26 protein-coding genes are annotated in these 24,605 nt (G+C 59.3%); 8 read left to right on the top strand and 18 right to left on the bottom strand.

Features of this window, described 5'->3' with window-relative positions; all coding sequences use genetic code 11:
* The first annotated feature begins 16 nt into the window (after window positions 1–16).
* Window positions 17–454: a glyoxalase superfamily protein gene (locus ACXAGD_RS15730; protein ID WP_475211825.1), complete on the top strand. Its 438-nt coding sequence runs from the start codon at window positions 17–19 to the stop codon at window positions 452–454.
* A 53-nt stretch (window positions 455–507) separates the two neighbouring features.
* Here the strand turns inward: ACXAGD_RS15730 and ACXAGD_RS15725 are convergent, their stop codons facing one another.
* Window positions 508–1,947: an aldehyde dehydrogenase family protein gene (locus ACXAGD_RS15725; protein ID WP_475211824.1), complete on the bottom strand. Its 1,440-nt coding sequence runs from the start codon at window positions 1,945–1,947 to the stop codon at window positions 508–510.
* 184 nt (window positions 1,948–2,131) lie between these two features.
* Between ACXAGD_RS15725 and ACXAGD_RS15720 the strand changes: the two genes are divergently transcribed.
* Window positions 2,132–2,782: a peroxiredoxin gene (locus ACXAGD_RS15720; RefSeq protein ID WP_475211822.1), complete on the top strand. Its 651-nt coding sequence runs from the start codon at window positions 2,132–2,134 to the stop codon at window positions 2,780–2,782.
* Window positions 2,783–2,851: 69 nt separating this feature from the next.
* Here the strand turns inward: ACXAGD_RS15720 and ACXAGD_RS15715 are convergent, their stop codons facing one another.
* From ACXAGD_RS15715 to ACXAGD_RS15695, 5 genes are all read right to left on the bottom strand, one after another.
* Window positions 2,852–3,583, bottom strand: coding sequence for a glycosyltransferase family 25 protein (locus ACXAGD_RS15715; protein WP_475211820.1), 732 nt, complete (start codon window positions 3,581–3,583; stop codon window positions 2,852–2,854).
* Window positions 3,584–3,653: 70 nt separating this feature from the next.
* Window positions 3,654–4,343: an outer membrane protein gene (locus tag ACXAGD_RS15710; protein WP_475211818.1), complete on the bottom strand. Its 690-nt coding sequence runs from the start codon at window positions 4,341–4,343 to the stop codon at window positions 3,654–3,656.
* A 185-nt stretch (window positions 4,344–4,528) separates the two neighbouring features.
* Window positions 4,529–5,194 (bottom strand): hypothetical protein, encoded by a 666-nt coding sequence (locus ACXAGD_RS15705; protein WP_475211816.1) that lies wholly within the window; start codon window positions 5,192–5,194, stop codon window positions 4,529–4,531.
* 207 nt (window positions 5,195–5,401) lie between these two features.
* Window positions 5,402–7,552 carry a polyribonucleotide nucleotidyltransferase gene (gene pnp / locus ACXAGD_RS15700; protein ID WP_475211814.1) on the bottom strand — a complete coding sequence of 717 codons (2,151 nt, stop codon included), beginning with the start codon at window positions 7,550–7,552 and terminating at the stop codon, window positions 5,402–5,404.
* Between the two features lie 212 nt (window positions 7,553–7,764).
* On the bottom strand, window positions 7,765–8,646 hold the full coding sequence (locus ACXAGD_RS15695; protein WP_475211812.1) for a hypothetical protein: 882 nt from the start codon (window positions 8,644–8,646) through the stop codon (window positions 7,765–7,767).
* Between the two features lie 254 nt (window positions 8,647–8,900).
* On the opposite strand from ACXAGD_RS15695, the gene ACXAGD_RS15690 reads away from it, so the two are divergent.
* Window positions 8,901–10,502, top strand: coding sequence for a BCCT family transporter (locus tag ACXAGD_RS15690; protein WP_475211811.1), 1,602 nt, complete (start codon window positions 8,901–8,903; stop codon window positions 10,500–10,502).
* Window positions 10,503–10,583: 81 nt separating this feature from the next.
* Here the strand turns inward: ACXAGD_RS15690 and ACXAGD_RS15685 are convergent, their stop codons facing one another.
* A complete protein-coding gene (locus tag ACXAGD_RS15685; protein WP_475211810.1) occupies window positions 10,584–11,009 on the bottom strand; it encodes a VOC family protein in 426 nt (141 codons plus the stop codon).
* A gap of 66 nt (window positions 11,010–11,075) precedes the next feature.
* Here ACXAGD_RS15685 and ACXAGD_RS15680 point away from each other — a divergent pair, with 66 nt between their 5' ends.
* A complete protein-coding gene (locus ACXAGD_RS15680) occupies window positions 11,076–11,669 on the top strand; it encodes a TetR/AcrR family transcriptional regulator (protein ID WP_475211809.1) in 594 nt (197 codons plus the stop codon).
* Window positions 11,670–11,853: 184 nt separating this feature from the next.
* On the opposite strand, the gene rpsO is transcribed toward ACXAGD_RS15680, so the two are convergent.
* From rpsO to rbfA, 6 genes are all read right to left on the bottom strand, one after another.
* Window positions 11,854–12,123, bottom strand: coding sequence for a 30S ribosomal protein S15 (gene rpsO / locus ACXAGD_RS15675; RefSeq protein ID WP_170379357.1), 270 nt, complete (start codon window positions 12,121–12,123; stop codon window positions 11,854–11,856).
* A gap of 143 nt (window positions 12,124–12,266) precedes the next feature.
* On the bottom strand, window positions 12,267–13,325 hold the full coding sequence (locus ACXAGD_RS15670; RefSeq protein WP_475211808.1) for a calcium-binding protein: 1,059 nt from the start codon (window positions 13,323–13,325) through the stop codon (window positions 12,267–12,269).
* Window positions 13,326–13,419: 94 nt separating this feature from the next.
* Window positions 13,420–13,923: a DUF1643 domain-containing protein gene (locus ACXAGD_RS15665; protein WP_475211806.1), complete on the bottom strand. Its 504-nt coding sequence runs from the start codon at window positions 13,921–13,923 to the stop codon at window positions 13,420–13,422.
* Window positions 13,924–13,944: 21 nt separating this feature from the next.
* Window positions 13,945–14,850, bottom strand: coding sequence for a tRNA pseudouridine(55) synthase TruB (gene truB / locus ACXAGD_RS15660; RefSeq protein WP_475211804.1), 906 nt, complete (start codon window positions 14,848–14,850; stop codon window positions 13,945–13,947).
* Window positions 14,851–14,904: 54 nt separating this feature from the next.
* Window positions 14,905–15,648, bottom strand: a complete 744-nt coding sequence (locus ACXAGD_RS15655; RefSeq protein ID WP_475211803.1) for a phosphodiester glycosidase family protein — start codon at window positions 15,646–15,648, stop codon at window positions 14,905–14,907.
* Window positions 15,645–16,040: a 30S ribosome-binding factor RbfA gene (rbfA, locus tag ACXAGD_RS15650; protein WP_475211801.1), complete on the bottom strand. Its 396-nt coding sequence runs from the start codon at window positions 16,038–16,040 to the stop codon at window positions 15,645–15,647. Before rbfA ends, ACXAGD_RS15655 begins: the two co-directional genes overlap by 4 nt.
* 92 nt (window positions 16,041–16,132) lie before the next feature.
* Here rbfA and dapB point away from each other — a divergent pair, with 92 nt between their 5' ends.
* On the top strand, window positions 16,133–16,942 hold the full coding sequence (gene dapB, locus ACXAGD_RS15645; RefSeq protein ID WP_475211800.1) for a 4-hydroxy-tetrahydrodipicolinate reductase: 810 nt from the start codon (window positions 16,133–16,135) through the stop codon (window positions 16,940–16,942).
* A 6-nt stretch (window positions 16,943–16,948) separates the two neighbouring features.
* On the opposite strand, the gene ACXAGD_RS15640 is transcribed toward dapB, so the two are convergent.
* From ACXAGD_RS15640 to tmpA, 4 genes are all read right to left on the bottom strand, one after another.
* Entirely contained in the window at window positions 16,949–17,806 is an 858-nt protein-coding gene (locus ACXAGD_RS15640) for a hypothetical protein (RefSeq protein WP_475211798.1), read from the bottom strand.
* 83 nt (window positions 17,807–17,889) lie between these two features.
* Window positions 17,890–18,558: an ureidoglycolate lyase gene (locus tag ACXAGD_RS15635; RefSeq protein ID WP_475211796.1), complete on the bottom strand. Its 669-nt coding sequence runs from the start codon at window positions 18,556–18,558 to the stop codon at window positions 17,890–17,892.
* Complete coding sequence (tmpB, locus tag ACXAGD_RS15630) at window positions 18,555–19,145, bottom strand: (R)-1-hydroxy-2-trimethylaminoethylphosphonate oxygenase (protein ID WP_475211795.1); 591 nt, start codon at window positions 19,143–19,145, stop codon at window positions 18,555–18,557. Before tmpB ends, ACXAGD_RS15635 begins: the two co-directional genes overlap by 4 nt.
* Entirely contained in the window at window positions 19,142–20,278 is a 1,137-nt protein-coding gene (tmpA, locus tag ACXAGD_RS15625; protein WP_475211794.1) for a 2-trimethylaminoethylphosphonate dioxygenase, read from the bottom strand. The genes tmpB and tmpA overlap by 4 nt, the downstream gene beginning before the upstream one ends.
* Window positions 20,279–20,375: 97 nt before the next feature.
* Here tmpA and ACXAGD_RS15620 point away from each other — a divergent pair, with 97 nt between their 5' ends.
* Window positions 20,376–21,230, top strand: a complete 855-nt coding sequence (locus ACXAGD_RS15620; protein WP_475211792.1) for a LysR family transcriptional regulator — start codon at window positions 20,376–20,378, stop codon at window positions 21,228–21,230.
* Between the two features lie 4 nt (window positions 21,231–21,234).
* On the opposite strand, the gene ACXAGD_RS15615 is transcribed toward ACXAGD_RS15620, so the two are convergent.
* Window positions 21,235–21,417, bottom strand: a complete 183-nt coding sequence (locus ACXAGD_RS15615; RefSeq protein ID WP_170326393.1) for a DUF1674 domain-containing protein — start codon at window positions 21,415–21,417, stop codon at window positions 21,235–21,237.
* A gap of 89 nt (window positions 21,418–21,506) precedes the next feature.
* Between ACXAGD_RS15615 and ACXAGD_RS15610 the strand changes: the two genes are divergently transcribed.
* Window positions 21,507–22,763 (top strand): RsmB/NOP family class I SAM-dependent RNA methyltransferase, encoded by a 1,257-nt coding sequence (locus tag ACXAGD_RS15610; protein ID WP_475211790.1) that lies wholly within the window; start codon window positions 21,507–21,509, stop codon window positions 22,761–22,763.
* Window positions 22,764–22,853: 90 nt separating this feature from the next.
* Window positions 22,854–24,593: a heparinase II/III family protein gene (locus ACXAGD_RS15605; protein ID WP_475211789.1), complete on the top strand. Its 1,740-nt coding sequence runs from the start codon at window positions 22,854–22,856 to the stop codon at window positions 24,591–24,593.
* Window positions 24,594–24,605 lie beyond the last annotated feature (12 nt).

Below are 24,605 nucleotides of genomic sequence, written 5' to 3'. Positions count from 1 at the left end.
CAAGGAAACGAGGCAGATGACAAAAGAAAACAAGTATATTGCTCCGGTTGAGGAGCTTAAAGCGCAGGCCAAACGCCTGCGGCAAAACCTGCTTGGCGATGGTGTCCAGATATCCCACAGCAAAGCGTTGGAGCTGATCGCGCATCAATATGGTGCGCGCGATTGGAACACCCTTCACGCGCTGGCCGGAAACCGGATGCATCTGCAAGTAGGTGACCGCGTTGCCGGTCGCTACTTGGGTCAGCCGTTTAAGGCCGCTATTTGTGGGATGGCCGTTCTGGGCGATGGCGCGCGCCGTCGCCTGACGCTGCAATTTGACGAGCCGGTGGATGTTGTTCGATTCGACAGTTTTTCATCCTTCCGGCAGCGCGTGACCGGGGAAATCGGTTGGGATGGCCGGTCGCCGCGACAGACGTCGGACGGTCAACCACAGCTGATTGTGCGTCCCGAATAAGAAAAGGGCGAGGCGCTATGCCTCGCCCGATCTTTCGTTTTCAGGGGGCAGGTCTATTCTGCGGCCCAGCCACCGACGGCTTTGACTTCCAGAAAGTCCTCAATCCCCCAAATGCCGCCTTCGCGCCCGTTGCCGGATTGCTTCATTCCTCCGAACGGAGATCCCGCGCTGCGCGACTGGCCGTTCATCTCGACCATGCCGGATCGCAACACGCGAGCCATACGGTTGGCACGGGCGCCGTCCTGCGTCTGGACATAGTTCGTCAGGCCATAGGGTGTGTCATTGGCGATCTCGACAGCCTCTTCTTCGGTGTCGAAGGGGATCATGGTCAGGACCGGGCCAAAGATCTCCTCACGCGCGATTGTCATCTGGTTGTTGGCGTCGGCAAAGACAGTGGGGCGGACGTAATAGCCCTTGTTCAGGCCTTCGGGCCGACCGGTGCCGCCTGCGACCAGACGGGCGCCTTCGTCGATTCCCTTCTGGATCAGGTCCTGAATCTTGGTCCACTGGAGTTCATTCACCACCGGTCCGATATGGCGGCCTTCTTCCAATGCGGGGCCGACCTTGACTATGTTTGCCACCTCGGCGGCCGTTTCAACCGCCTGATCGTAGACGGGTCGCTGCACCAGCATACGGCTTGGGGCGTTACAGCTTTGGCCGGTGTTCTGCATCATGTGCAGCACGCCGCGTTTGACCGCCTTTTCATCGGCATCGGCAAAGATCACGTTGGCACCTTTGCCGCCCAGTTCCAGGTGAACCTTTTTCAGCGTATCCGCCGCAGCCTTGGAAATTGCCGTACCCGCGCGGGTCGAGCCGGTGAAGCTGACCATATCCACGTCCCTGTGCGCCGACAGCTGCGAGCCGACCCCTACGCCATCGCCATTCACCAGATTAAACACGCCGGGCGGGAAACCGGCCTCATCCATCATTTCGGCAAAGATCATGGCGTTCAGCGGGCTTTGTTCCGAGGGCTTCAGCACCATCGTGCAGCCTGCAATCGCAGCCGCGCCAACCTTGAGCGTGATCTGATTCATCGGCCAGTTCCACGGCGTGATCAGGGCAGCGACGCCGACGGCCTCATAGATAATCCGATCATTGGGCGCGTGATCACCCAGAGGGCGATCGAACTGAAACGCTTTGGCGGCGCGGATAAAGTTCTTCAGGTGGTACATCCCGGCACCGGACTGCGCGGTGCGCGACAGATCCAGCGGCGCGCCCATCTCAAGCGACATCGCCTGCGCCAGATCCTCGGAACGGGTCATGTAGATTTCGACCAGTTTCTCAACCAACGCGATCCGGTCCTCGACCGGAGTGGCCATCCAGCCGGGCAGGGCGGCTTTGGCGGCGGCGACGGCTGCATCCGTATCCACTTGCGCGCCCAACGAGATCACCGCGCAGGGTTCTTCGGTCGAGGGGTTAATCACGTGAAAGTCATTGGCCATTGACGGGGCGACCCACTGACCGTTGATGTAGAAATCGCGTTTTTCGATCATGGCGTATCCTCTTATGCCCGCTGTCCGAGGTTGGGTTTTCGGGGTCACTCTGGCACCGGTGCCGGGGCGCGGCAAGCGGCAATTTGATCAAAACAATTCATGCCCCTGGACTGTTTAACAATCGCGCAAAGTGTTTAGGTTGACGACAACCGACTCGGGTTTTTCACAGGAGAGGAGATTTACCATGGGTTTACGCATTAACGACACGGTTCCGAATTTCACCGCAGAAACGGATCAGGGCACGATTCAGTTCCACGACTGGATCGGAGACAGCTGGGCTATCCTGTTCTCGCACCCCAAGGATTTCACTCCGGTCTGCACCACCGAATTCTCGGCCGTGGCGCAACTGAACGACGAATGGGCGGCGCGGGGAACCAAGGTGATCGGCGTATCGGTCGACGGTGTTGAAGACCACAAGAAGTGGAAGAAAGACATCGAAGAATACGGCAAGGCCATCCCTGGATTCCCGATCATTGCCGATGACGGTTTGGCTGTGTCCAAGGCGTTCGATATGCTGCCGGCCGAGGCTTATCTACCCGATGGCCGTACACCTGCGGACAGTGCCACGGTTCGGTCGGTCTTTATCATTGGCCCCGACAAGCAATTGAAACTGTCGATGACCTATCCGATGACTGTAGGCCGGAATTTTGCCGAGATCCTGCGCGCACTGGATGGGTTGCAGATGTCGGCCAAGGGCGTTGCGACACCAGCCAACTGGGTGCCGGGTGAGGATGTGATCATTCCGCCTGCGGTTTCGAATGACGAAGCGAAAGAGAAATTCGGCGAGTTCGAGACGATCTTCCCCTATCTGCGCAAGACCAAAGCGCCGTCGTAAGACTGGGCCGGGTCGGGGGGCTGTCTGCCCCCCATCGCGCCATGGGCGCGATTCCGCCTGAGAATTTTTTCAGCCAGATGAAGCTGGCGGGCGTTGCGGGTGCAGGAGGAGCTTTGCTCGGTAAGTCGCGCGTTTGAACTCGCGGGTCAGTTTTTCTGACAACGGCGGTTTGGTCTGAATGGTCGAGCCGCCGATTTCACCTGCGACCTCCTGATTGCCGCTGCCTTGCAGGGCGTGGATGGGCTGACCAGTCAGCCAGTGCATTTGCAGGAATGTATCCACCGGGCGGTCGATCTTGTCGGTGGCAGCCAGCAGGCGCTCGGCGGCGCGACGTCCCACCACCTGACACACGCATTGCAGGCCGATCACCTTGGGCAGGATCAGCCGCAGCTCATCCTGTTCCGCAAGCGTCTGGGCCGGTACTTCGCGCTGTTTCACCGGGATGCGGATGTAATGATCGGGGGTGGCAAGCGGAGCCAGCATGTCCAGCACTGCGGCCATGCGGTCCGGGTCGACGCGCAGGTCATCCTCGGTGATGATGGCCAGGTCGATCTGTTCTTCGACCAGCTTGCGCCAGATGCGGCGGTGGCTTTCGAAAACACCAATCTCGGCCGGGCGCAGGGCAAACGGATAATGTGGGCGGTGCAGATTGCCGGGATACAGTTCAACGCCTGCGATCTGGTCGGGATCACGGCCGTTCACGGCTTCGAACAGTTCGGCATTGGGCAAGTCCGCGCACAGCTGGTCGGCATTGGGACGTCGGGCCGTGCTGGAGGACATATGGATGACAAAGGATCGCATGATCCCGTGCATAGAACACGGGACCATGGGGGGGAAGAGAAACCGGAGAGAAACTCTGCCCCTAAAGCGCTCAGAAGCTGTAGCGCAGGCCGACATTGACGCTGAACGCGTCGATATCGTCTTCGACGGTGCCGGTGGAGGCACCATTGGGAGCCAGCCGTTCGGATGACACGTCGAACGCGCGGGAATAGCGGGTGTCCAGCGTCAGGGCCGTGGTTGTGTTGAGTTCATAGGCGACACCGGCAATGACTTGTGCTGCGAAGGTCGTATCACTGTCATCCAGTGCTACACCCGGACCATAGACGAAATCCACGTTGGAGTAGGTGGCACCCAGACCCAAACCGACATAGGGGGTGAAAGCGCCTGCCTGTTTGAAATCCAACAGAACATTGGCAAACAAAGAAGTTTGCGTCACATCGCCTGAGATGTTGCCTTCGGCACCCGGCCCATTGCCTGAAAAGTTCACTCCGTCCACGTCGCCGTCGCGGTAAGACAGTTCCAGCTCAACCCGTGTGCCGATTGTGTCATTGGACCACCGTGGGATTTCGGTGCCAATCGCAACACCCAGCCCGTAGCCAGCGTCGAAATCCGTGTCCACCGATTGCGACGACCCGTTGACCGTGCCGCTGAAGTCGCTGTCCTGCAGCTGGCTGTAACCTGCGAAACCCTGAATATACAGGCCCTCTGACAAGCTTTGCGCGGCCAGCCCCGAGGCGTTGATCGTCAGGGCCGCCAAGGCCAAAATGAGACGCGTAACCATAACCATGTCCTTTGTTCCGAGTTTGGTATGGCGCACATGTGGGCGATGCTGGTGGGAAAGAAAGGCGACGGGCCATCACTTCGTTTCACAGGTTTTTTGGGCTGTGTGAGTGAATAATCGTGCGCGGGTTTTCCGCGTGCCGGAACCGAACAAAATCCGGGGCGGGAACGGGGGGTTTGGCTTTGCTATGGTATACGCTCGATAGTCGCGCCCACCTTCAGGCGATATGGTGTGGTGCTCCAACAAGTGCTGTCTAAAGGGCATCCATCTATTGGGTCCTGACTGGCGACGACTCTTGTCTTTTCTGAAAGGGTCAACGTCAAACCAATGTCATCTGGGGTGACGGAATAGTTTTCCTTGTAGGCGTTGAAATTCAGAGCCTTGGCTATTGGTCGCAATTCTTCATCGGTTATACGTACCAGCTGTTTGCGGTCGCCATCTGACAATTCAGGCAAGTATGCTGTGACGGAGCAGCTACGCCCTCTGCTGGGGAGCCCCGAAGTTTCCCCTTCTATCAGATACAGGGTTTCAGACCATCCAACGGAGATTTCCAAGGCGGATTCCTTGGAGTCTTTTGCTGAGCTCCATTCGTTGACTTCGTAGACAAGTCTCAATCGATCTGCTTTCAGCCTGTGCTTTAAGCCGAATTGACGTGCCGCCGATTCAAAATCTGCAAGACGGTTCGGGCTGGTCAGGCACAAGTCTTTGAACAACTGAACAAACTGACTTTGACCGACAATTGGACTGGGACCCGGCAGAACATAGGCATTGGCATCCGACGGCGTCGGGTTCGAGTCAGAGGCGCACGCAAAGAGGAGAGAAAACCAAGCTAGGGTGACTAGTTTCTTCAAATGAAAGGTTCTCTCAAAAGGATAATTCAGATGAGTGGGTCATACATACCTTGTTTTTGCAACACTTCGCTAATGTCCGTTTGCTTGCAGGGTGCGTATCAGTCTGTTTTGCAGGGCAATCAAACAGTACAGTGACCAACCAAAATAGGCCCAAAGAAAAAGCCCCGGCGTTTCCACCGGGGCCTTCGTTACTTGAAAGGGGGCAGATTACTCTGCGCTTTCCTCTTTCTTTTCTTTCTTCTCGGGAACGATCTCTTCGCCGGTTTCCTGATCGACGACTTTCATCGACAGGCGGACCTTGCCGCGATCGTCAAAGCCAAGCAGCTTAACCTTTACTTCCTGACCTTCTTTCAGAACATCCGACGGATGGTTCAGGCGGCGGTTCTCGATCTGGGACACGTGGACCAGACCGTCGCGCTTGCCAAAGAAGTTCACAAAGGCACCGAAGTCGACGATCTTGACCACTTTACCGGTGTAGATCTGACCCTCTTCCGGTTCGGCCACGATCGAATAGATCATGTCATAGGCCTTCTTGATCGATTCACCATCCGGCGAGGCGATCTTGATGACGCCGTCGTCGTTGATGTCGACCTTGGCACCCGAGGTTTCCACGATCTCGCGGATGACCTTACCGCCCGAGCCGATCACTTCACGGATCTTGTCGGTGGGGATGTTCATGGTTTCGATGCGCGGGGCGTGGACCGAGAATTCGTTGGTTTCGGACAGGGCTTTGCCCATCTCACCCAGGATGTGCATCCGGCCGTCCTTGGCTTGCGCCAGGGCTTTCTCCATGATTTCAGGCGTGATGCCCGCAACCTTGATATCCATCTGCAGCGAGGTGATGCCGTTTTCGGTACCCGCCACTTTGAAGTCCATGTCGCCCAGGTGATCTTCGTCACCCAGAATGTCCGACAGGATGGCATAGTTGCCGTCATCTTCCAGGATCAGACCCATGGCCACACCGGCAACCGGCGCTTTCAGCGGAACGCCCGCATCCATCATCGACAGCGAACCGCCGCAGACAGACGCCATCGAAGACGAGCCGTTGGATTCGGTAATCTCCGACACGATGCGGATCGTGTAGGGGAAGTCGGTTGCCGCAGGCAGTACCGCCTGCAGGGCGCGCCATGCCAGCTTGCCGTGGCCGATCTCACGACGGCCGGGGCCACCTACTCGGCCAACTTCACCAACCGAATACGGAGGGAAGTTGTAGTGCAGCAGGAAGTTCGATTTGAAGTTGCCATGCAGCGCGTCGATGAACTGCTCATCATCACCGGTGCCCAGTGTGGTCACAGCCAGCGCCTGCGTTTCACCACGGGTGAACAGGGCGGAACCATGTGTACGCGGCAGCATCGAGGTTTCTGCAACGATCGAACGGATATCGGTGGTCGAACGACCGTCGATCCGCTTGCCGCCCTTGACGACGTCGCCGCGCAGAATGCCGGCTTCCAGCTTTTTCATCGCGGAACCGAGGTTGCCGTCTTCCAGCTGCTCTTCGGTCAGTGCTTCCTTGATCGCTTCACGGGCAGCGGCAACAGCGGCGGTGCGCTCTTGCTTGTCGGTGATTGCGAACGCGGCGCGCATCTGCTCTTCACCGGCAGCCTTAACGGCGGCGGACAGTTCGGAGTAATCCGGCGCTTGGAAGTCAAACGGCTCTTTCGCGGCTTCTTCAGCCAGCGAGATGATCAGATCGATGACCGGCTGAATCTGCTCATGCGCAAAGTTAACCGCGCCCAGCATTTCTGCCTCGGACAGCTCATATGCTTCGGATTCAACCATCATCACGGCGTCTTTGGTGCCGGCAACAACCAGATCCAGACGCTGTTCGGGGTTTAGGCGCAGGTCCTGCATGTCGTCGACGGTCGGGTTCAGAACGTACTCGCCATCCTCAAACCCAACGCGGGCACCGGCGATCGGGCCACGGAACGGCGCGCCCGAGATGGTCAGGGCGGCAGATGCGGCGATCATCGCGACGATGTCGGGATCGTTGACCAGATCGTGGCTCAGCACGGTACACATCACCAGAACTTCGTTTTTGAAGCCGTCAACGAACAGCGGGCGGATCGGACGGTCGATCAGACGCGCGGTCAGCGTCTCTTTCTCGGTCGGGCGCGCCTCGCGCTTGAAGAAGCCACCCGGAACTTTACCGGCGGCATAGTATTTTTCCTGATAGTGGACGGTCAGCGGGAAAAAGTCCTGACCCGGTTTTTGAGCCCGCGCAAAGGTCACGTTTGCCATGACGCTGGTTTCGCCCAGCGTGGCAATCACACTGCCGTCCGCCTGACGGGCAACCTTGCCGGTTTCCAGTGTAAGCGTCTCTTCGCCCCACTGCATAGATTTCTTTGTTACATCAAACATATGCGTATCCTAGATGGGAGCACTCCCGCCCCTGCGGGTCTCCCGTTTTGCATGGCGGCCCCATTGCCGCCGACCCAATTTTAACTTTCGTCTGAGTGCCGGGGTCAGGGCACAACGTCTCAGATACCGCGCGCATACATGAGAATGGACCCAAAGGAAAGGGAAACCGCATGGGCGACAATACCGGAAAGCTTTGGAATGACCTGAGCGCTTTACAGAGACCGTTCACGCGATTTGCGCAGCGACCGGATGTCTTGCGCGGGTTCAGTTACTGATGGCGGGGGCGAGTATTCCGCGTCAGTATCTTCTGATTTCAGCAACGCCAGTGCCGAGATCGACCAGAGCCACGAATTCAGCCACAGCAGTGCTCCACCGGCGGCGGCGGCTCTCAGAATGACCTCGAGGTCGAAGTTTGGCAAACTCTGTGCGTTGACGATCGAGACCACCGACAAAAGGATCGGCATTAGGGCGTACAAGGCGGTGAAAAAGCCGAAATAAAACTGCAGGAAGATCGAGACGAAAAAGACACAGAACAGCGGGACAAAACTGCGCCCGAACCCATTGAAGAACCCGTGGCTTGGGGCGCGGTGCCCTGCGGAATGTGCAGCGCTGGCCATGGGCACAGCCATGAGGGCGTAGAAAACTGCCAGCGCGACATACATCACGATTGCGTTGCTGCCCAAAGCGATCAAAGCAAATGCAATCTGTGTGGATTCCGCTGCATTTTGCATAGCGGACCACGAAAAAGGCTCTCCCACTTGCCACATGGCAAAAGCAACCGCGGATAGGTTGATAATAAGCTTCAGCGCAGCCAAAACCGCGGCAAAGAACAACCCGTAGATCACCGAATACAGGATCATGGCCCGGTAATCTGTGTGCCGCTTGTCCCCCTTTGAGGCCAAGGCCGCGCGTATCCCAAACAAGGTGATAAAGGCGGTCGTGACCGGTTCACTGACGTAGCCGGCCATGCCGAGGGTCAAAACGCCAAGAACCGTCCAGACAACAACCGAGGCAAGGCTGATCACAAAGAACGGAACGATCATGCGCAGCGTTACGCGGATCGACAGCGTCAGCGAGTTGAGGATCAGCATCATGGGAGAAGTGCCTGTCAAAATTACCAAAGTATCAAAGCGAAAACTACCTGAAGGAGAGTTGCTTGCAAGGGGTAGGAAAAAAGCAAATATATTCCCGTACGTGAATGCGTTTTGTGGAAAAGTGATTGCCGTGTAGGATGTTACCACTGAACCTGCGGTCGAAAGGACGGAAACGCGCCAGGGGATAGAACACTCATACCCGTCGGCCGCACGAATACCTTGGCGTTTGCATCTAGCGAACAGAGGGGCATCGTATGGCTCAAACAAAGAAAATGCTGGATCCCGATCCGCGGATCTATGACTTCGAAACAGAGTACGAACTGGGGCAGGATAACGTCCGCCCGTTCGGTCTGGACATTCACAATCCGGTCTTTCTGATATCCAGCGTCCTGATCTTTGCCTTCGTTCTGATCGCATTGGCCAATCAGGAAGCTGCGGCATCGTTTTTTGGCTGGCTCCGGCCCTGGTTAACCAGCACGTTCGATTGGTTTCTGGTCCTGTCCGTTGACGCGATCACTCTGTTCTGTCTGGTGCTGATTGTCCTACCTGTCGGCAAGGTCCGGATTGGGGGCAAAGACGCCAAACCCGACTATTCCTATGCTGGCTGGATTGCGATGATGTTCGCGGCCGGGATTGGAATTGGTCTGTTGTTCTTTGGCGTGATGGAGCCCGTCTATTACAACTTTGCCGAGGAAGGGAATGCTGTCCCTCTGGGCATTGATATTGCGGTTCCGGGCAATGAATACGCCGGGGTTGTTGGCACCATTCACCATTGGGGTCTGGAAGGTTGGGCGGTTTACGCCGCTGTCGGTCTGAGCCTTGCGATCTTTGCCTATAATCTCGATTTGCCACTTACCTTACGGTCTGCATTCTATCCAATTCTGGGTGAACGCGTTTGGGGTTGGTGGGGCCATATGATCGATACGCTGGCGGTGTTTGCAACGCTGTTTGGTCTGACCACCTCGCTTGGTCTTGGCGCGCAACAGGTTGCGGCTGGCCTGAACGAGGTGTTCGGCATCGAACCCAGCCCGACCGTTGTTGTCCTTCTGATTATCGGCATCACGCTGATTGCGCTGGGTTCAGTCCTGATGGGCATGGATGCAGGCGTCAAACGGTTGAGCGAGATCAACATGATCATGGCCGTGGGCCTGTTCATCTTCGTAATCGTCGTCACCGGTGTAGGAACCGCCATCGCGCGGTATTTCAACGTCATGGTGGATTACGTGACGCACCTGCCGGCCTTGTCCAACCCGTTCGGACGTGAAGACACAAGTTACTTCCACGGTTGGACGACATTTTACTGGGCCTGGTGGATTGCATGGTCACCCTTCGTCGGAATGTTCATCGCCCGCATTTCGAAGGGTCGCACAGTGCGCGAGTTCATCCTCTGCGCCCTGCTGGCACCGACGGCCGTTTGTGCCCTTTGGATGTCGACCTTTGGTGGTGCAGCCATTGACATGCTGAACGCGGGCGGAGCCGAAGGTGTCCGGGCCACGGTGATCGACAGCTATGCCCCCGAGGGCGCACTGTTCGGGTTCCTGAAGGAACTGCCTCTTTACGGCATCATCGCGCCTATCGCGCTGATCCTGATCGTGGTGTTCTTTGTCACCTCGTCCGATTCGGGTTCGTTGGTGATCGACACGATCACGGCTGGCGGCAAGATGGACGCGCCAGTGATCCAGCGCGTGTTCTGGTGCACGCTCGAAGGTCTTGTGGCCATCGCGCTGTTGCTGGGCGGCGGCCTGTCGGCCCTTCAAGGCGCGGCGGTCTCGACCGGTATACCGTTCACGCTGGTGGTTCTGATGATGTGCTACTGCCTGTGGCTGGCGCTGAAATCGGAGCGGGCCAAGATGTGAGGTTTGTACGCCAGGAAAACGAAACGCCCGCCTTTTGGTGGGCGTTTTCTTTTTAAGCAGGTACAAGTTCCTGAGGCGATCTCAGGTGGGCAGCGCGTCCGATGCGTACTGGCTTGCGAACGCGCCGGCGGGTGGGATGGGCTTAATCACATCAATCAGCACACCGTTCGGATCGCAGGTGATGAAATGGCGTTGACCAAAAGCTTCGTCAGTCAGCGTTTTGAGGATCGGCAGGCCAGCCTCTTTCAGGCGCTGAAACTCCGCGTCAACGTCTTCAACCTCAAAATTCAGGATCAGGCCTCTGACGGTTCCACGCCCTTCGGTTGGGATGGTTTCATGATCGCCCTCTAGGATTGCGATGTTGACCTTCGGATCCTCGCTTGATTGCAAATGACAATACCAATCGGCCTCAAAACTGACTTCGAAACGGAAGTTGTTCACATAGAAGGTCTTCGTTGCTTCTACATCGTTAGTCTGGATAACGGGATAGTACTGAGTGCATTTCATGTTGTATCTCCCTCAAAAATACATACAGTCTGTATGTGGATATCTATAAACATACAGGCTGCATGTATGCAACAGAAAAATCAAACCCGAACCAACAAGTCGCGTACGGAAGAAACCAGAACTGCGCTGATAAACGCGGCACGACAGTTGTTTGCGGAAAAGGGATATGCCGAAACTTCAACGCCCGAAATCGTCAAGGCAGCAGGTGTGACGCGTGGTGCTCTCTACCATCACTTTGACGACAAAGTGGCTTTGTTTCGGGCTGTTGTCGCTGAAGAATACACGCGTGTTGCCGAGGATATCACCGCTGCTGCGGCAAAGGTTGCGGGAACAGCGGTTGAAGCTTTGCAGCAGGGCGGCAGGGCGTACCTTGGTGCGATGCAGGATAAAGGGCGTGTTCGGATCATGCTCTTGGATGGGCCAGCGGTGCTTGGGCACCCAGAACTTGAGAGCATTGACCGCGAAACATCCGCGGACGCCCTGCGCCTAGGGCTTGCCGAAGCGATGCGCAGTAAGCAGATCAAGGATCTGCCGCTTGATGTACTGACAGTTCAGCTTTCAGCGCTTTTTGACCGCGCTGCGCTGGCAATATCCGACGGGGATGATCCGGAAGAACACCAGCAGGTCATAGACGCTGTATTTGCAGGGTTTGCGCATTAGCGTCCTACTTGGCTGCTGTTAAAATCTGATCAACGGCACGTCTTTATAACTGCAAGCGAGGAATGACTGCGTTGGGCCCCCGAAGGCACCGTTCAAACCAGCCCACATACGTCAAAGAAAACGCCCGCCAAATTGGCGGGCGCAAAACCGGTGAACCGGCTTCAGATCTTGTACAAAAAAGCGCTTAGCGGCGGATGCCCAGCTTTTTGATCAGGTCCTGATAGCGCGCTTCTTCTTTGCCCTTCAGGTAGTCCAGCAGCTTACGGCGCTGAGCAACCATTTTCAGCAGACCGCGACGACCGTGGTTGTCTTTTTTGTGGGTCTTGAAGTGCTCGGTCAGGGTGGTGATGCGCGAGGTCAGGATGGCAACCTGTACTTCAGGCGAACCGGTGTCGCCCTCTTTGGTGCCGAATTCTTTCATGACGCGTGCTTTTTCAGCGGCAGTAATCGACATCGGGGTCTCCTTTAAAGGTTAGAGTTGATGGCGCAGGCCGGGATGTCGTCCAGCACAGGCCCATGGAGAGAACCGCACCGATTCCAATGCGGATGCGCGCGTATAGGCGCATTTCCGGCAAATGGCAAAGGGATTCTGATCAGTCAGCCCATCGCGGTCAGCTGCGCCAGCTCGGCCTCTGAGATCAGTTGAATGTCATCCGAGGTCAAGCCCTCGGCCCCCAGCAATTGCGCCACGTCCTGCCCGTCGATCAGCACATGGGTCAGGTTTTCGTTCTCGGCATCCTGTTCAATCTGGATGTCGGGATCTTCGTCGCCGTCCCATGACACGAACAGCTTGTCCTGCCCAGGCTGGAAATCCATCACCGTCACGGCCTCATCCTCGGGTTCTGGGTCGAGGGTGATCGCATCGTCGCCCTCACCGCCGGTGACGATATCGCCGCTGTCGGCGAGAATCGTATCCTCTCCGGCACCGCCGTTCAGAAAGTCGGGGGCCTGCTCACCTTCGCCATCGTCACCGGTCAGGACGTCATCACCGTCTCCGCCGAACAGAACATCCTCACCCGCGCCGCCGCGTAGTGTGTCGTCGCCATAGCCACCATGCAGCGCATCGTCCCCTTCGCCCCCGTCCAGCGCGTCGTCGTCCTGACCGCCGTCCAGCGTGTCGTCGCCCTCACCGCCATCCAGTTGATCCGCACCGAAATGGCCGTAGATTTCATCGTCGCCCTCATCCCCGCTCAGCAGGTCATCGCCGCCCTCACCGTGCAGGATGTCGTCGTCGTCCCCGCCCCAGACGGTGTCCGCACCTTCACCCCCGTGCAACACGTCATTGCCGCCGCCGCCGTAGATCAGGTCATCCGCGCCGAAGCCGTTGATCTGATCGACGCCGTCCTGCCCGGTCAGGACATCTGCGCCTTCGGTCCCGGCAATGATCAGATCGCCCTGATATTCCGAGATAACTGTGCCGGTCGACGGGGCGGGGTCTTCGGTCTTGGCGGTTTCGTCCGCCTCACCGGTGTCATCAGTGGTCGAAGAGGCTTCGGCGCTGTCATCGATCTCAAGGAAATTGCCCTCGGGCACCTCGTCGATCTGATCTTCGGTTATTTCGTCATCCTCAGGCTCATCCTCGGGTACGAAAACGTCGCTCATAGCGTAGGCGGCACCGCCTACGGCGGCCAGTCCAAGCAATCCGACCAAAAACATGAGTACCCTCCGTGAACGCACTGGTCCGAGGGTAAATGTCTCATGCGATCAGTCACTTGGTCAAAGCCGAACTGATCTTGTGGTTAACCCTTTGTCACCACGCTTCGGGTTGCTGGGTGTAAGCGATATAGAGCGGGTGTTTCGGATGCCCGGCCTTGGTCAGACCCAGATGGAACAGCGACTGGCCGGTACCGCGCAGCAGGGTTTCGACTGCCGGGCCGCGGTCAAGATGCGCGCCATGGGTGCCCCAGGCGGCAATGACCTGATCGGCCCATCGAACACCATCCAGAATCGCCGCGTCATTCTCGGGGCCCACCGGATCGACGGCTGCGCGCATCTTGCGCGGGTCGGTGTCGCGCCAGGCAAAGATGTTGGTCACCTGAAACGCCCCAAACCCCAGCGCCCGCGCGCGGCGTTCGCAGCGTTCGACTGTCGGATCGTTCTGTACCTCGGTCGCGGTCGAGGGGTTCAGCATAACAAACAGCGCCTTGCGCCCAGCGGGATCCCAGACGCGGGTCAGGCTGTAACGATACTTCTCACAATCAGAGTAGATGGCGGTCGAGGGCGCGTCGCCCTTAGTATGCGAACGGGTGATCATGCCACTCGCCTACCACGGAGTTCAGTCAACGAACACCCGGCTTGGGTGCAATTCGCCGGATTTGTAGATCCCAACCGCCACGGCTTTGCCATCCAGCGAAGCCCAGGCCTCGTCGCCGTATTCCACGTTCGAGGCCAGAACCATGCCCGGGTTACCATTGCGCAGGCGGGTTGCACCTTCGGGGGTGCATCTCAGCTCGGGCAAGTCGGCGAGGCCGACCTCTAGCGGATGCAGGTACTCGTCCAGCGCGGTGGTCTTGGCCATCTCGTCGATCTGTTCGATGGACAGGCCATCTTCGACCTCGAACGGGCCGGACCAGATACGGCGCAGTTCCCGAACGTGGCCGTGGCATCCTAGTGCCGCGCCCAGATCGCGTGCGATCGAACGGACATAACCGCCCTTGCCGCAGGTCATCTCCAGCACGACGTGGTCTTCGTCAGGGCGGTCGACCAGAATCAGTTCTTCAACCCACAAGGGCCGGGCGGACAGTTCCACAACCTCGCCATCGCGGGCCAATTTGTACGCACGTTGGCCATCGATCTTCACCGCCGAGAATTTGGGTGGCACTTGCATAATGTCACCCAGAAACGGGGCCAACGCCTGCTTGATATCGTCGTCCGAGGGGCGCGCATCGCTTTCGGCGATCACCTCGCCCTCGGCATCATCGGTGTTGGTGGCCTGACCCAGACGCACGGTGAAAGTATAGGCCTTCAATGCGTCGGTGATATAGGGAACGGTTTTGGTCGCCTCACCCAGAGCTACAGCCAGAACACCGGTTGCCTCGGGGTCCAGCGTGCCCGCATGACCCGCTTTTTTTGCGTCCATAGCCCAACGTACCTTGTTGACCACGGCAGTCGAGGTCATGCCCGCGGGCTTGTCCACAACCAGCCAACCGGAAATGTCGCGACCCTTGCGTTTGCGTCCCATGTCTTACCTTGCTCTTTGCTGAGGCGCGCGAGTTAGCGGATCACTCTGCCGCTGTCAATTTGTGGGAACGTCTTCGACCACACCCACGATCGGTCCCAGCGAGAACCCGATATCGGAACGGTTGCTTGCCCGCTCGTACATCCGGGAAATATTGCCATCCAGAAACAGCGCGTTCGGGGTTTCGAGAACATCCCGGAACAGGCTGCCGAATTCGTGGAAGGTGACATAATCGTCCGAGATCGCAAACACTGCACGCGTACCATCTGCACTGGTGCCAACCCCGTTGCGCACATAGCGCGAGGTGGAATCGCGTAGGAAACGCGGGTGCAATTCTCCGTCGATCACAAGCATCGGGCCGGACTGCGTGGCGAACCGGCATTCAGGAGCCTGATCTACATAGTCCAACGTCTCGAACACATCGGCGCGGCCGTCACGGATACAGAACACACCATTGGGCAGCAGGCCGAAATTGCCGGGGCCAGCGTTTGGGATCACCCGCATCTGTTCTTGCCCCTCTTCGACATAGTGGCCGACGGGCGAGCGGTCGTCGTGGTACATCCCAGCATTCATTGCGAAAGCAAGTTGCTTACCGCCGGGGCCCAATGCCTCGTTCACCGAGGAGAAATGCCCCAGCAAGTCGCCGTTTTCATCATTGAGGAACAAGCGGAGGTCCTCGTTGGCGGCATCCACTTCGCAGATAGTGTACCGCATGTCTTCATGGGTGAGTTTTTCACAGCTCACCGCTCCAGCTTGTGCGGCCCAAAGGAGCGCGCCCAATGTGGCCAGCGCTCGGATCACTCGTCCAGATCGCGGCGCACCGCGTCCTGTTCGAACATGCGGCGGGTGTCGTCCAGACGGTCAAACGTGTCATCCAGACGGAACCGCAGATCGGGCGAGAATTTCAGGTTCAGCTTCTTGCCGATCACGCGCCGCAGCTCACCCTTGTTGCGGGCCAGCAATTCGATCACGTCTTCCTGCCCTTTGCCGCCAAGGGGCAGAACATAGGCGGTGGCGATTTTCAGATCGGGCGAGGCGCGCACTTCGCCTACAGTGATTGACATACGGTTCAGGTCGGGGTCGTGGACATCTCCGCGCGCCAGAACCTCGGACAGGGTGCGGCGGATCAGTTCGCCGACGCGTAGCTGCCGTTGGGACGGGCCGGGGCCATCGTGGAATTTGTTCTTTGCCATACACCCCGATCTAAGCGCAAAGCAGGGCTTTGCCAAGCGGGCGCGAACGGGGTAGGAGGCTTTGAGCCGACAAACGCGAAAGGACCAGCGCAATGACCCATATTCCGGGGATCGTCATCACAGGGGCTTCGGGCCGAATGGGGCAGATGCTGATCAAGACCGTGACTGACAGCGATCAGGCGCGTCTGGTGGGCGTGGTCGAGCGTACTGGCCATGACTGGATCGGTCAGGATGTGGGCACGGCGATGGGTGGCACAGCGCTGGGCGTCACTGTGACTGATGACCCGCTGGAGGCTTTTGCGCAGGCGCAGGCCGTGATCGACTTCACCGCGCCCGAGGCAACGCTGGAATTTGCCGCGCTGGCCGCGCAAGCGCGTTGCGTGCATGTGATCGGCACCACCGGCATGACGGATGAACAGATTGCCGCGCTGGAACCGGCTGCGCGTCACGCGGTGATCGTGCGGGCCGGCAACATGAGCCTTGGCGTCAACCTGCTGGTGCAACTGACCAAAAAAGTCGCCGCCGCGCTGGACGAGGATTTTGATATCGAAGTGATCGAAGGCCATCACCACCACAAGGTTGATGCGCCCTCTGGCACTGCGCTGATGCTGGGTGAAGCCGCCGCCGAGGGGCGGGGGGTCAATCTGGCAGACGTGTCCGACCGGGGCCGCGACGGCATCACCGGCGCGCGCCAACGCGGCAATATCGGCTTCCACGCCATTCGTGGCGGAGACATCGTCGGCGAACATGACGTCCTGTTCGCCGCCCCCGGAGAACGCATCGTCCTGCGCCATCTGGCCACCGACCGCGCCATCTTTGCCCGCGGTGCGCTGAAGGCAGCGCTGTGGGGGCAGGGTAAAGCGCCGGGTCAATATGACATGGTGGATGTGTTGGGGTTGTAAGCCCCGTCACTTGAACGCAGTCAAACCGGGCGGCTTTGCGCCGTCCTGTTCGATTCGTGCAAACAAGGCACCCAGTCGCTGATCCCAGGTCGGGAACTGGCCAGTCACCGCATAGGTCAGGCGCTCGGCCCCGATGGAAATTCCCAGCGGCGCGGCCTCTCCGCCGATGACAATCTCACCGATTTCGGTCCAGTCAGCTGACGGAGGATAGGAGCCGGGGGCGGTTTCATCCGTTTCCCCCACGCGGTAATAGACACCCATGGTCACGATGTAGTCATCGCCAAACGGATCGGGGAAGAAAAAGCCTGAAGCATCGCGGGCGGCCAAAGCCTCGGCTTCGTCTCGTAACAGGACTTTTTCAGCAAAAGGCAAGCCCATCGCGTCCAGCACCGGGCGCAGGGCATCGGATTGCGGCACGCTGACAAAGGCAATGCGGGATGGGTCGAGACCGAACCCCTTTGTCAGAAGGCGCATCATCAGACGGGTCGTGGCCTGACCATCAGCATCCGTGGGGTGACAGCCGACCTCGTGGAACAGAGGTAACACATCCGGGCGGTGTTGTTCGTCCACATCCGCCACCCGCGCCAGAGGCTGGATGACAAAGGCATTGGCAGGCAGAACGGACTGATCGAAATCGTGCCGAAGCCCGCCGTTATAATCCGTGACCCCGGATACAATCGAAAGCGGGTCGGATTCGGTGAGCCCAAGCTCGGCGAATAACGTTCTCAGGCGCGTGAGCGTATCGCTAAAACCTTGTTCGAATGCCTCATTCTGATCTGCTGCCGCAAGCGAGACGCGCGGCAGCAGTGTTCCGACCGTTGCCGCGGTTCCCAACTGGACAACCTTACGTCTGTTCAGTCCCATCTGATGCCTCCCATGTCCATCGGACTTGGATCGACCGTATCACAGATGTCGGCGGCAAGGGTTAAGGGTTTTTGAAGGCGATGTCAGAGGTTCCTGATCTTGTCCGCGCGCAGCGGGCATGCGAGGTAGACGCCGAATTCTTTGCCGATATCGGCGCTGACACGGGCGTGAACTGCGCCCTGCCGGTCGAGGAAGCGTTGGTTATCCTCAACCGGGAAAATCCCCTCATGCCAGATGCCGGGATGGATATAGAGCCCGCGCGAGCCGTCGCACCAAAACGCCACCACCTTTTCCGGTGTAAGGTTGTCTCCAGGCAGAGCGGCGGGGATGATGAACGGCTTGTTGTCCAGCGGCCAGAACATTTGTCCACCGTCGGGGTGATAGTTCATGTGCCACAGCAACACTTGATCGCGGGGTGCGGTCTGGCGTTCCGCCTTTGCCTGTTGTGGATCGGTCGACCAGCCGAGGACATAGTGGCCGTTCACCGCTTCGTTCCGGCCATAGAGCACATCACCCTTCCATTCGCCATGAAACGTGCCCTCGACCCAGCCGCCTTCGTCGCCGGTGCCCTCGTCGATTGGCCGCCAGCCTTGCTGCGGCCAGCGGGTGATCTCGATCTCGAAGGTTGCGGGATCATCGACCAAACAACCATAGCCCTTGACCGACTCGTCGGTGGCGCGGATCAGCGGGACCTCGTGCCACGGCAGCGAGGGTTTGGTGCTGGCTTCAAAGATATATTCCGGCGCGTTCATGACGCCCCCATGTGTTTGTCGACCATACGCTGCACCATCGGTGCGAAATGGGCATAGTCCGGCGTTTCCATATCAGCGCGCTTACCCGCCTCGTCCAGATAGCGGACCTGAATGATCTCTTTCAGGTTCGGGTTGGATTCGAATTCAACCACTTCCTCGGTACTCATCGGGCCGCCCTGCAGTTCCAAAGTGTGGACCGAGGCGTCGGACAGGCGGTTGAAATACTCGGGCTTGGTGGCACAAAGATACCGTTTGGCCGCCACGTGGTAACGACAGCAATCGGTGATGACCGAGGGGAAGAACTGTTCCAGAACCGCAGCACCAGCGTCTTCGTGATGGCGGTCTTCGGTATCGTCCGGGTGATAGCTGCCAAATTCCGAGGTGAAATGACCGATATCATGCAGCAACGCGCCAACGATGATCTCTTCGGGCATGCCGTTCTGTTCGGCGATGGTGGCGCCTTGCAGCATGTGCTCGGCCATGGTGACAGGCTCGCCCAGATATTCTTCGCTGCCGCGGCGGGTGAAAATGTCACCGATGAACGCGACGATATTGTTTTGGTTCAGGGTCGAAAAATCCGGTTTCATTCTGCCGCCTCCGGTTGCGTCATGTCCATGGCCGCCAGTGTCGACAGCAGCCCATCCTTGTCGGCGTAGCAGCCCTGCAGCCAGCGCGATCCAGCGCCGGAATAACCTAGCCGCGCGTGCAGGACGCGGGTGTTGTCGACGATGAAGCTTTCACCCGGTTCCAGCTTGAACGATACGCCCATCGCCGGGTCGTCGATGATCTCGCCTAACTGACGGTAGGCGGTGTAGTAGGCCTCCATCTTGTCAAACGGGATATCGATCAGCGGCGCGGTCGAACGGTTGTTGAAGCGGATGCCGAGCAGCTCTCCGTCCGGTGACAGTTCGATCATTGGGCGACGTGACCGCAGGCAGACCCCGTCCGAGCCTTTGTATTCGAACCGCGCCGGGTAGCCTGCCAAAAGGGCAAAGCCCACGGGGTTCTGGTTGCGCAGTTTCTCGGCCGCGCGGAAACCGTCGACCACGATTGAGTCCCCGCCTTCGGCGCTGTTTTCTAGGCAATAGAGTATTTGCAGCGTTGGCACCGGATCGCGATAGGGGTTGTCCGTATGGGCCTGCAGGCCAAGCCCGGTATAGGCGAGGTTGGTCGGGTTCACCTCGGTCCGGACCTCGAAATAGGGGCCATAGTTAGTCTCGCGCACATAGCCGAACAGGTCCGCTACTTTCAGCAGCGATTCCGGTTCGGTCGGACCATTTGTCAGCTTTGCAAAGCCAAACTCGGCCACCGCAGCCAGCCAGTCTCGCTTGGCGGCAGGGTTGGCATGAACCGCATCCCAATCCGCGCTGGGCGCATCGATGCCCCGTTCCCACGTCGTGATACCGGGGGCGGTGCGGCCGGTTGCTTGCGCCGGGTCACGGTCATAGGTGTGATCGGCCAGCCAAGCGGCTGGAAATGTCACGGTCTTGTCTTCTGGTTGGAAGGTAACGCTCAGATCGCCGTTCAGAACCTCGGCAGAGCTGATCGAAGTAGCGGCGGGAATGTCACCGACGGTGATCAGGCGTTGGCCGTTGCCCGTCGCGCGGGTCTCAGGGTCCAGCGCGTTGTCGCGCAGCCAGATGGCGTGGAAGCGGGCCCGGGTGCCGGTGTCAAATTCAACGGTCACGACCGAGGCGTCATGGGTGGCGGTGCGCAGCATGGGGCTCTCCTGTTCAGCGCGGCTTTGCTTGAGGAAATACGCGCCCCGTGGCATTACGACAATTAATCCTTATTGCTGCTGAGGCTTGGAAAATCTTATGGCTAAAAAAAAGATCGGATTACCGCCACTGGACTGGTTGCGCGTGTTCGAAGCAGCCGGGCGGTTGGGTGGATTTTCGGCCGCCGCCAAGGAGTTCGGTTTGACACAGGCCGCAGTCAGCCAGCGGATCGCAAATCTGGAAACCTGGCTGGGCCGCACGCTGTTCGTACGCGAGGCACGGGGTGTGTCTCTGACGGTCGAAGGTGAGAGCTACCTGCCGCTGGTTCAGGACAGTTTACAGGCGTTGGAGCGCAACACCGAGGACCTGTTCGGTAAATCCCCGCGAGAGCTGCGCGTCGCGGGCCTGTCGTCCCATATCTACGCTTTGGTTCTGCCATGCCTGACATCGTTCCTCAAGGCCCGGCCCAAGGTGCAGGTTCTGACCGATTCCGTCGCACGCCGGTCTTCGCTGGATGAGGAAAAGACATGGTTGCAAATACGCTATGGCCGGGGCGCGTGGCCGGGGCGAGAGGCCGCCTTGATCGCACAGGAGGTTCTGGTGCCGATGGCCGCGCCCGGCATTGCGTGGGGGGCACCTCTGGTCGATCAGCGCGGCGAACGCCCGGGTTGGCGCGATTGGGCCACGGCGGCGGGGGTCAGCGAGTTGCCTCCTGCTCGGGTCAGCTTTGATTCAATGGGCCACGCGATTGCGGCGGCCCGGCAGGGGATGGGAGTGGTTTTGGGCTCGGTGCCCCTTGCGTCAGGGCATGTGCGCAGCGGGCAATTGTGCAGGCTTGACCTGCCGGAACTGCAAACGCGCGAAGGGTACTGGCTAACATGGCCCGAGGATCGGGTTCGGTCAAAGAAACAGCGCGCATTGATCGACGATTTTCTGAAGGCGCTGCGGGGCTGAACGATCAGAAATCGATCGCGATGCCCTTCTTCTCCCAATCGCCGTAACGGGCCGGGTCAGGACCATCGCGGCCGCCCAGTTCCTTGGGCATTTCTTTTGCCTCAGCCTCTGCCTTTTTGCGGCGCTCTTCAGCCTCGGCCAAAGCACGCTGGGCTGCTGGGGGCAGGTCTTTGCGGTCATCGCTCATGACATCGGGTTCCTTTCCGTGCAGGGTCTTGATATACGCCCCCGTCCGCGTTTGGCAATGCGGGCGAGGGTCACATCAAAGGCGGTTCCATGTCCGACAACGCAACAGCAGCGCGACGCAGCGCGATCTATCTGCTGGATCAGATTTTGGGAGAAGGCCGGTTGCTGTCTGAATGTCTGGCCGCAGGCGCGCTGGATCGGCTGGACCCCGAGGATCGTGCGCGGGCTCAGCGGCTGACGCTGGAAACCCTGCGCGGGCTTGAGCGCGCCGACCGTCTGCTGGGCAACCACCTGAACCGAACACCTGCTTTGACCGTGCACAACGCCCTGCGCCTTGGCGCGGTTGAGCTTTGCCACGGTGAGGCCGCGCATGGTGTGGTCAATTCCATGGTCGAAATCGTCGGCCGCTCGCGCAAGCATGGTCGCCTAAAGGGTCTGGTAAACGCTGTGCTGCGCAAAGTGGCCGCAGAAGGGCCCGATGCTTGGCCCAAGATGCGGGTGCCGCGTTTGCCGGAATGGCTGCGCGAGCCGTTGATCATGGCTTGGGGCACTGAGGCCGTTGCGGGCATGGAACAGGCCCATTTCGCAGGTGCCCCACTGGATATCACAGTAAAGCCGGGAGCGACCGGCCCTGGTGATACCCTGCCGACCGGGTCGCTGCGTTTGCAGGATGCGGGTCAGGTCTCGGCTTTGCCGGGCTTCAATACAGGCGATTGGTGGGTGCAGGACGCGGCGGCGGCGCTGCCAGTGCAGGTATTGGCGCCGAACCCCGGAGAAACTGTGCTGGATCTCTGCGCTGCGCCGGGGGGCAAGACGCTGCAACTGGCCGCTGCTGGAGCTAAGGTCACCGCTCTGGATATCGCGGACTCGCGGTTGGAGCGGGTGCGCGACAACCTCAATCGCACAGGCCTGAGCGCCAATGTCGTCGCGGGCGATGCCTTGGAGCATCAGGGCCAGTACGACGCCATCCTGTTGGACGCACCCTGTTCCGCCACCGGCACCATTCGCCGCCACCCGGATTTGCCCTTTGCAAAGGATGGATCGGAATTCGGTGGGCTGATCGAGTTGCAGGCGCAGATGCTGGCCCATGCCTGGACCTTGCTGAAACCGGGTGGGCGGCTGGTCTATTGCACCTGCTCCCTGCTGCCCGATGAGGGCGAGGTTCAGATCGAGGAGGGGTTGGAGCAGTACCCGGACATGGCCGTGGACCGCGATGCGCTGAACATTACCGGGGTTGAACCCGGCTGGATCACCGAGGAGGGCGGCCTACGCCTGCGGCCCGATTATTGGGCGGATCGTGGCGGGATGGACGGGTTCTACGTGGCCTGCCTGAACAAATCCGCCTGATGCGACGCTTTTCGGTGACTTGACGATCTGGGCGGTCTATCGTTGGGTCTCAAGCGCCAGCAGAGCGCAAGGGGCAGAGTAACGAGCGTCATGTCAAAATCAGATACCATGACCAATCGGTGGACACGGTTTCAGAACCGTCTCTATGCGCGGCTCAGTCAACGGCGTAAGGCGGTTAAAGGCTTTGTCGGTGAACCCGAGCCCCGCACTGTCGGGTCGTTTGCGCGGGGGCGGCAGTTGGTGGCGGGTAATCTGCTGTTTGCGGGGTATCTGGTCGAGGCACAGGATACCAACCTGTGGGATGTAGCGGCTCCGAGCGCAGGGTTTGACAACGAACGCCACGGCTTTGCCTGGCTGGATGATCTGGCAGCGGTCGGCGACATGCGCGCCCGTGAAAAAGCGCAACGCTGGGTCTGGGGCTGGATCGACGCACACGGGCGTGGGCAGGGGCCAGGATGGGCGCCTGATCTGACTGGTCGGCGGGTGATGCGCTGGATTAATCACGCGATTTTCCTGCTGCGTGGCGCGGATGAAAAACAAAGCCGGGCGTTTTTCCAGTCGCTGGCGCAACAGACCTGGTTTCTATCCAAGCGCTGGCAGGCCGCCACACCGGGTCTGCCTCGGTTCGAGGCACTGGCGGGGTTGGTTCAGGCCGGGTTGGCTTTGGAAGGGGCCGAGCGCATGGCTGATCCGGCCCTGCGCGCGTTGGCCAAGGAATGTGAAAAACAGATCGACGCGCAAGGTGGCATTCTCACCCGCAATCCAGAAGAGTTGCTGGATGTGTTTACCCTGCTGTCCTGGAACTCGGCCGCGCTGAGCGATCTGGGGCGAGGCACACCGGCTGCGCAGGCTGATGCGATCAAGCGGATGGCGCCGACGCTGCGCAGCCTGCGCCACGCCGATGGTGCGCTGGCCCGGTTTCACGGTGGCGGCCGCGGGGTTGAAGGGCGGCTGGATCAGGCGCTGGCTCAAAGCGGGGTTCGTCCGCAGCACGCGACGGGTTTGGCGATGGGGTTTGCTCGGCTTTATGCCGCGCGGACCAGTGTGATCGTGGATGCCAGCACACCGCCAAAAGGGGCCGCGTCGCTGAACGCCCATGCCTCGACCCTAGCGTTCGAGCTGACCTCGGGGCGGCGGCCGTTGATCGTGAATTGCGGCTCGGGCGAAAGTTTCGGGTCGGAATGGCGGAGGGCAGGCCGTGCGACGCCGTCGCACTCGACCCTGTGCCTGGATGGATATTCCAGCGCCCGTCTGACCCCGGCGGGGACTGGCAGCGAGAGTGAGGCGCTGGTCGATGCACCGCAAGATGTGCCTGTCGACACCGAAGAGGCGTTCGAGGGCGCACGCTTTATGGTCGGACATGACGGCTATACCAAAACCTTTGGCCTGACCCATGCCCGTACGTTCGAGCTGCGTTTTGACGGCCGCCAGCTGACGGGCGAGGATATTTTGCTAACTGCCACCGACAAGGCCAAGCGGCAGTTCGACAAGGCGATGGATGCCTCGGGCCTCAAGGGTATTCGCTATGACGTCCGGTTTCACCTGCATCCGGACGTGGATGCAGCCATTGATCTGGGTGGCGCGGCGGTGTCGATGGCGCTCAAAAGCGGTGAGATCTGGGTTTTCCGCCATGACGGTGTTGCAAAATTAGCCGTCGAACCAAGCGTTTACCTTGAAAAAGGCCGATTAAAGCCCCGCGCGACAAAACAGATCGTTCTATCCGGGCGCGCAATGGAGTATGCGACGCGCATCCAGTGGACGTTGAGCAAGGCACAGGATACAGCCTATGCCGTGCGCGACCTGCACCGGGACGAGCCCGAGTTTGACTGACGCCAAAAGGAC

It is taken from the genome of Ruegeria sp. ABF4_144 (assembly GCF_056160045.1).
The sequence above is the reverse complement of the archived record's forward strand: the minus strand, read 5'-3'. Positions and strand labels throughout refer to the sequence as shown.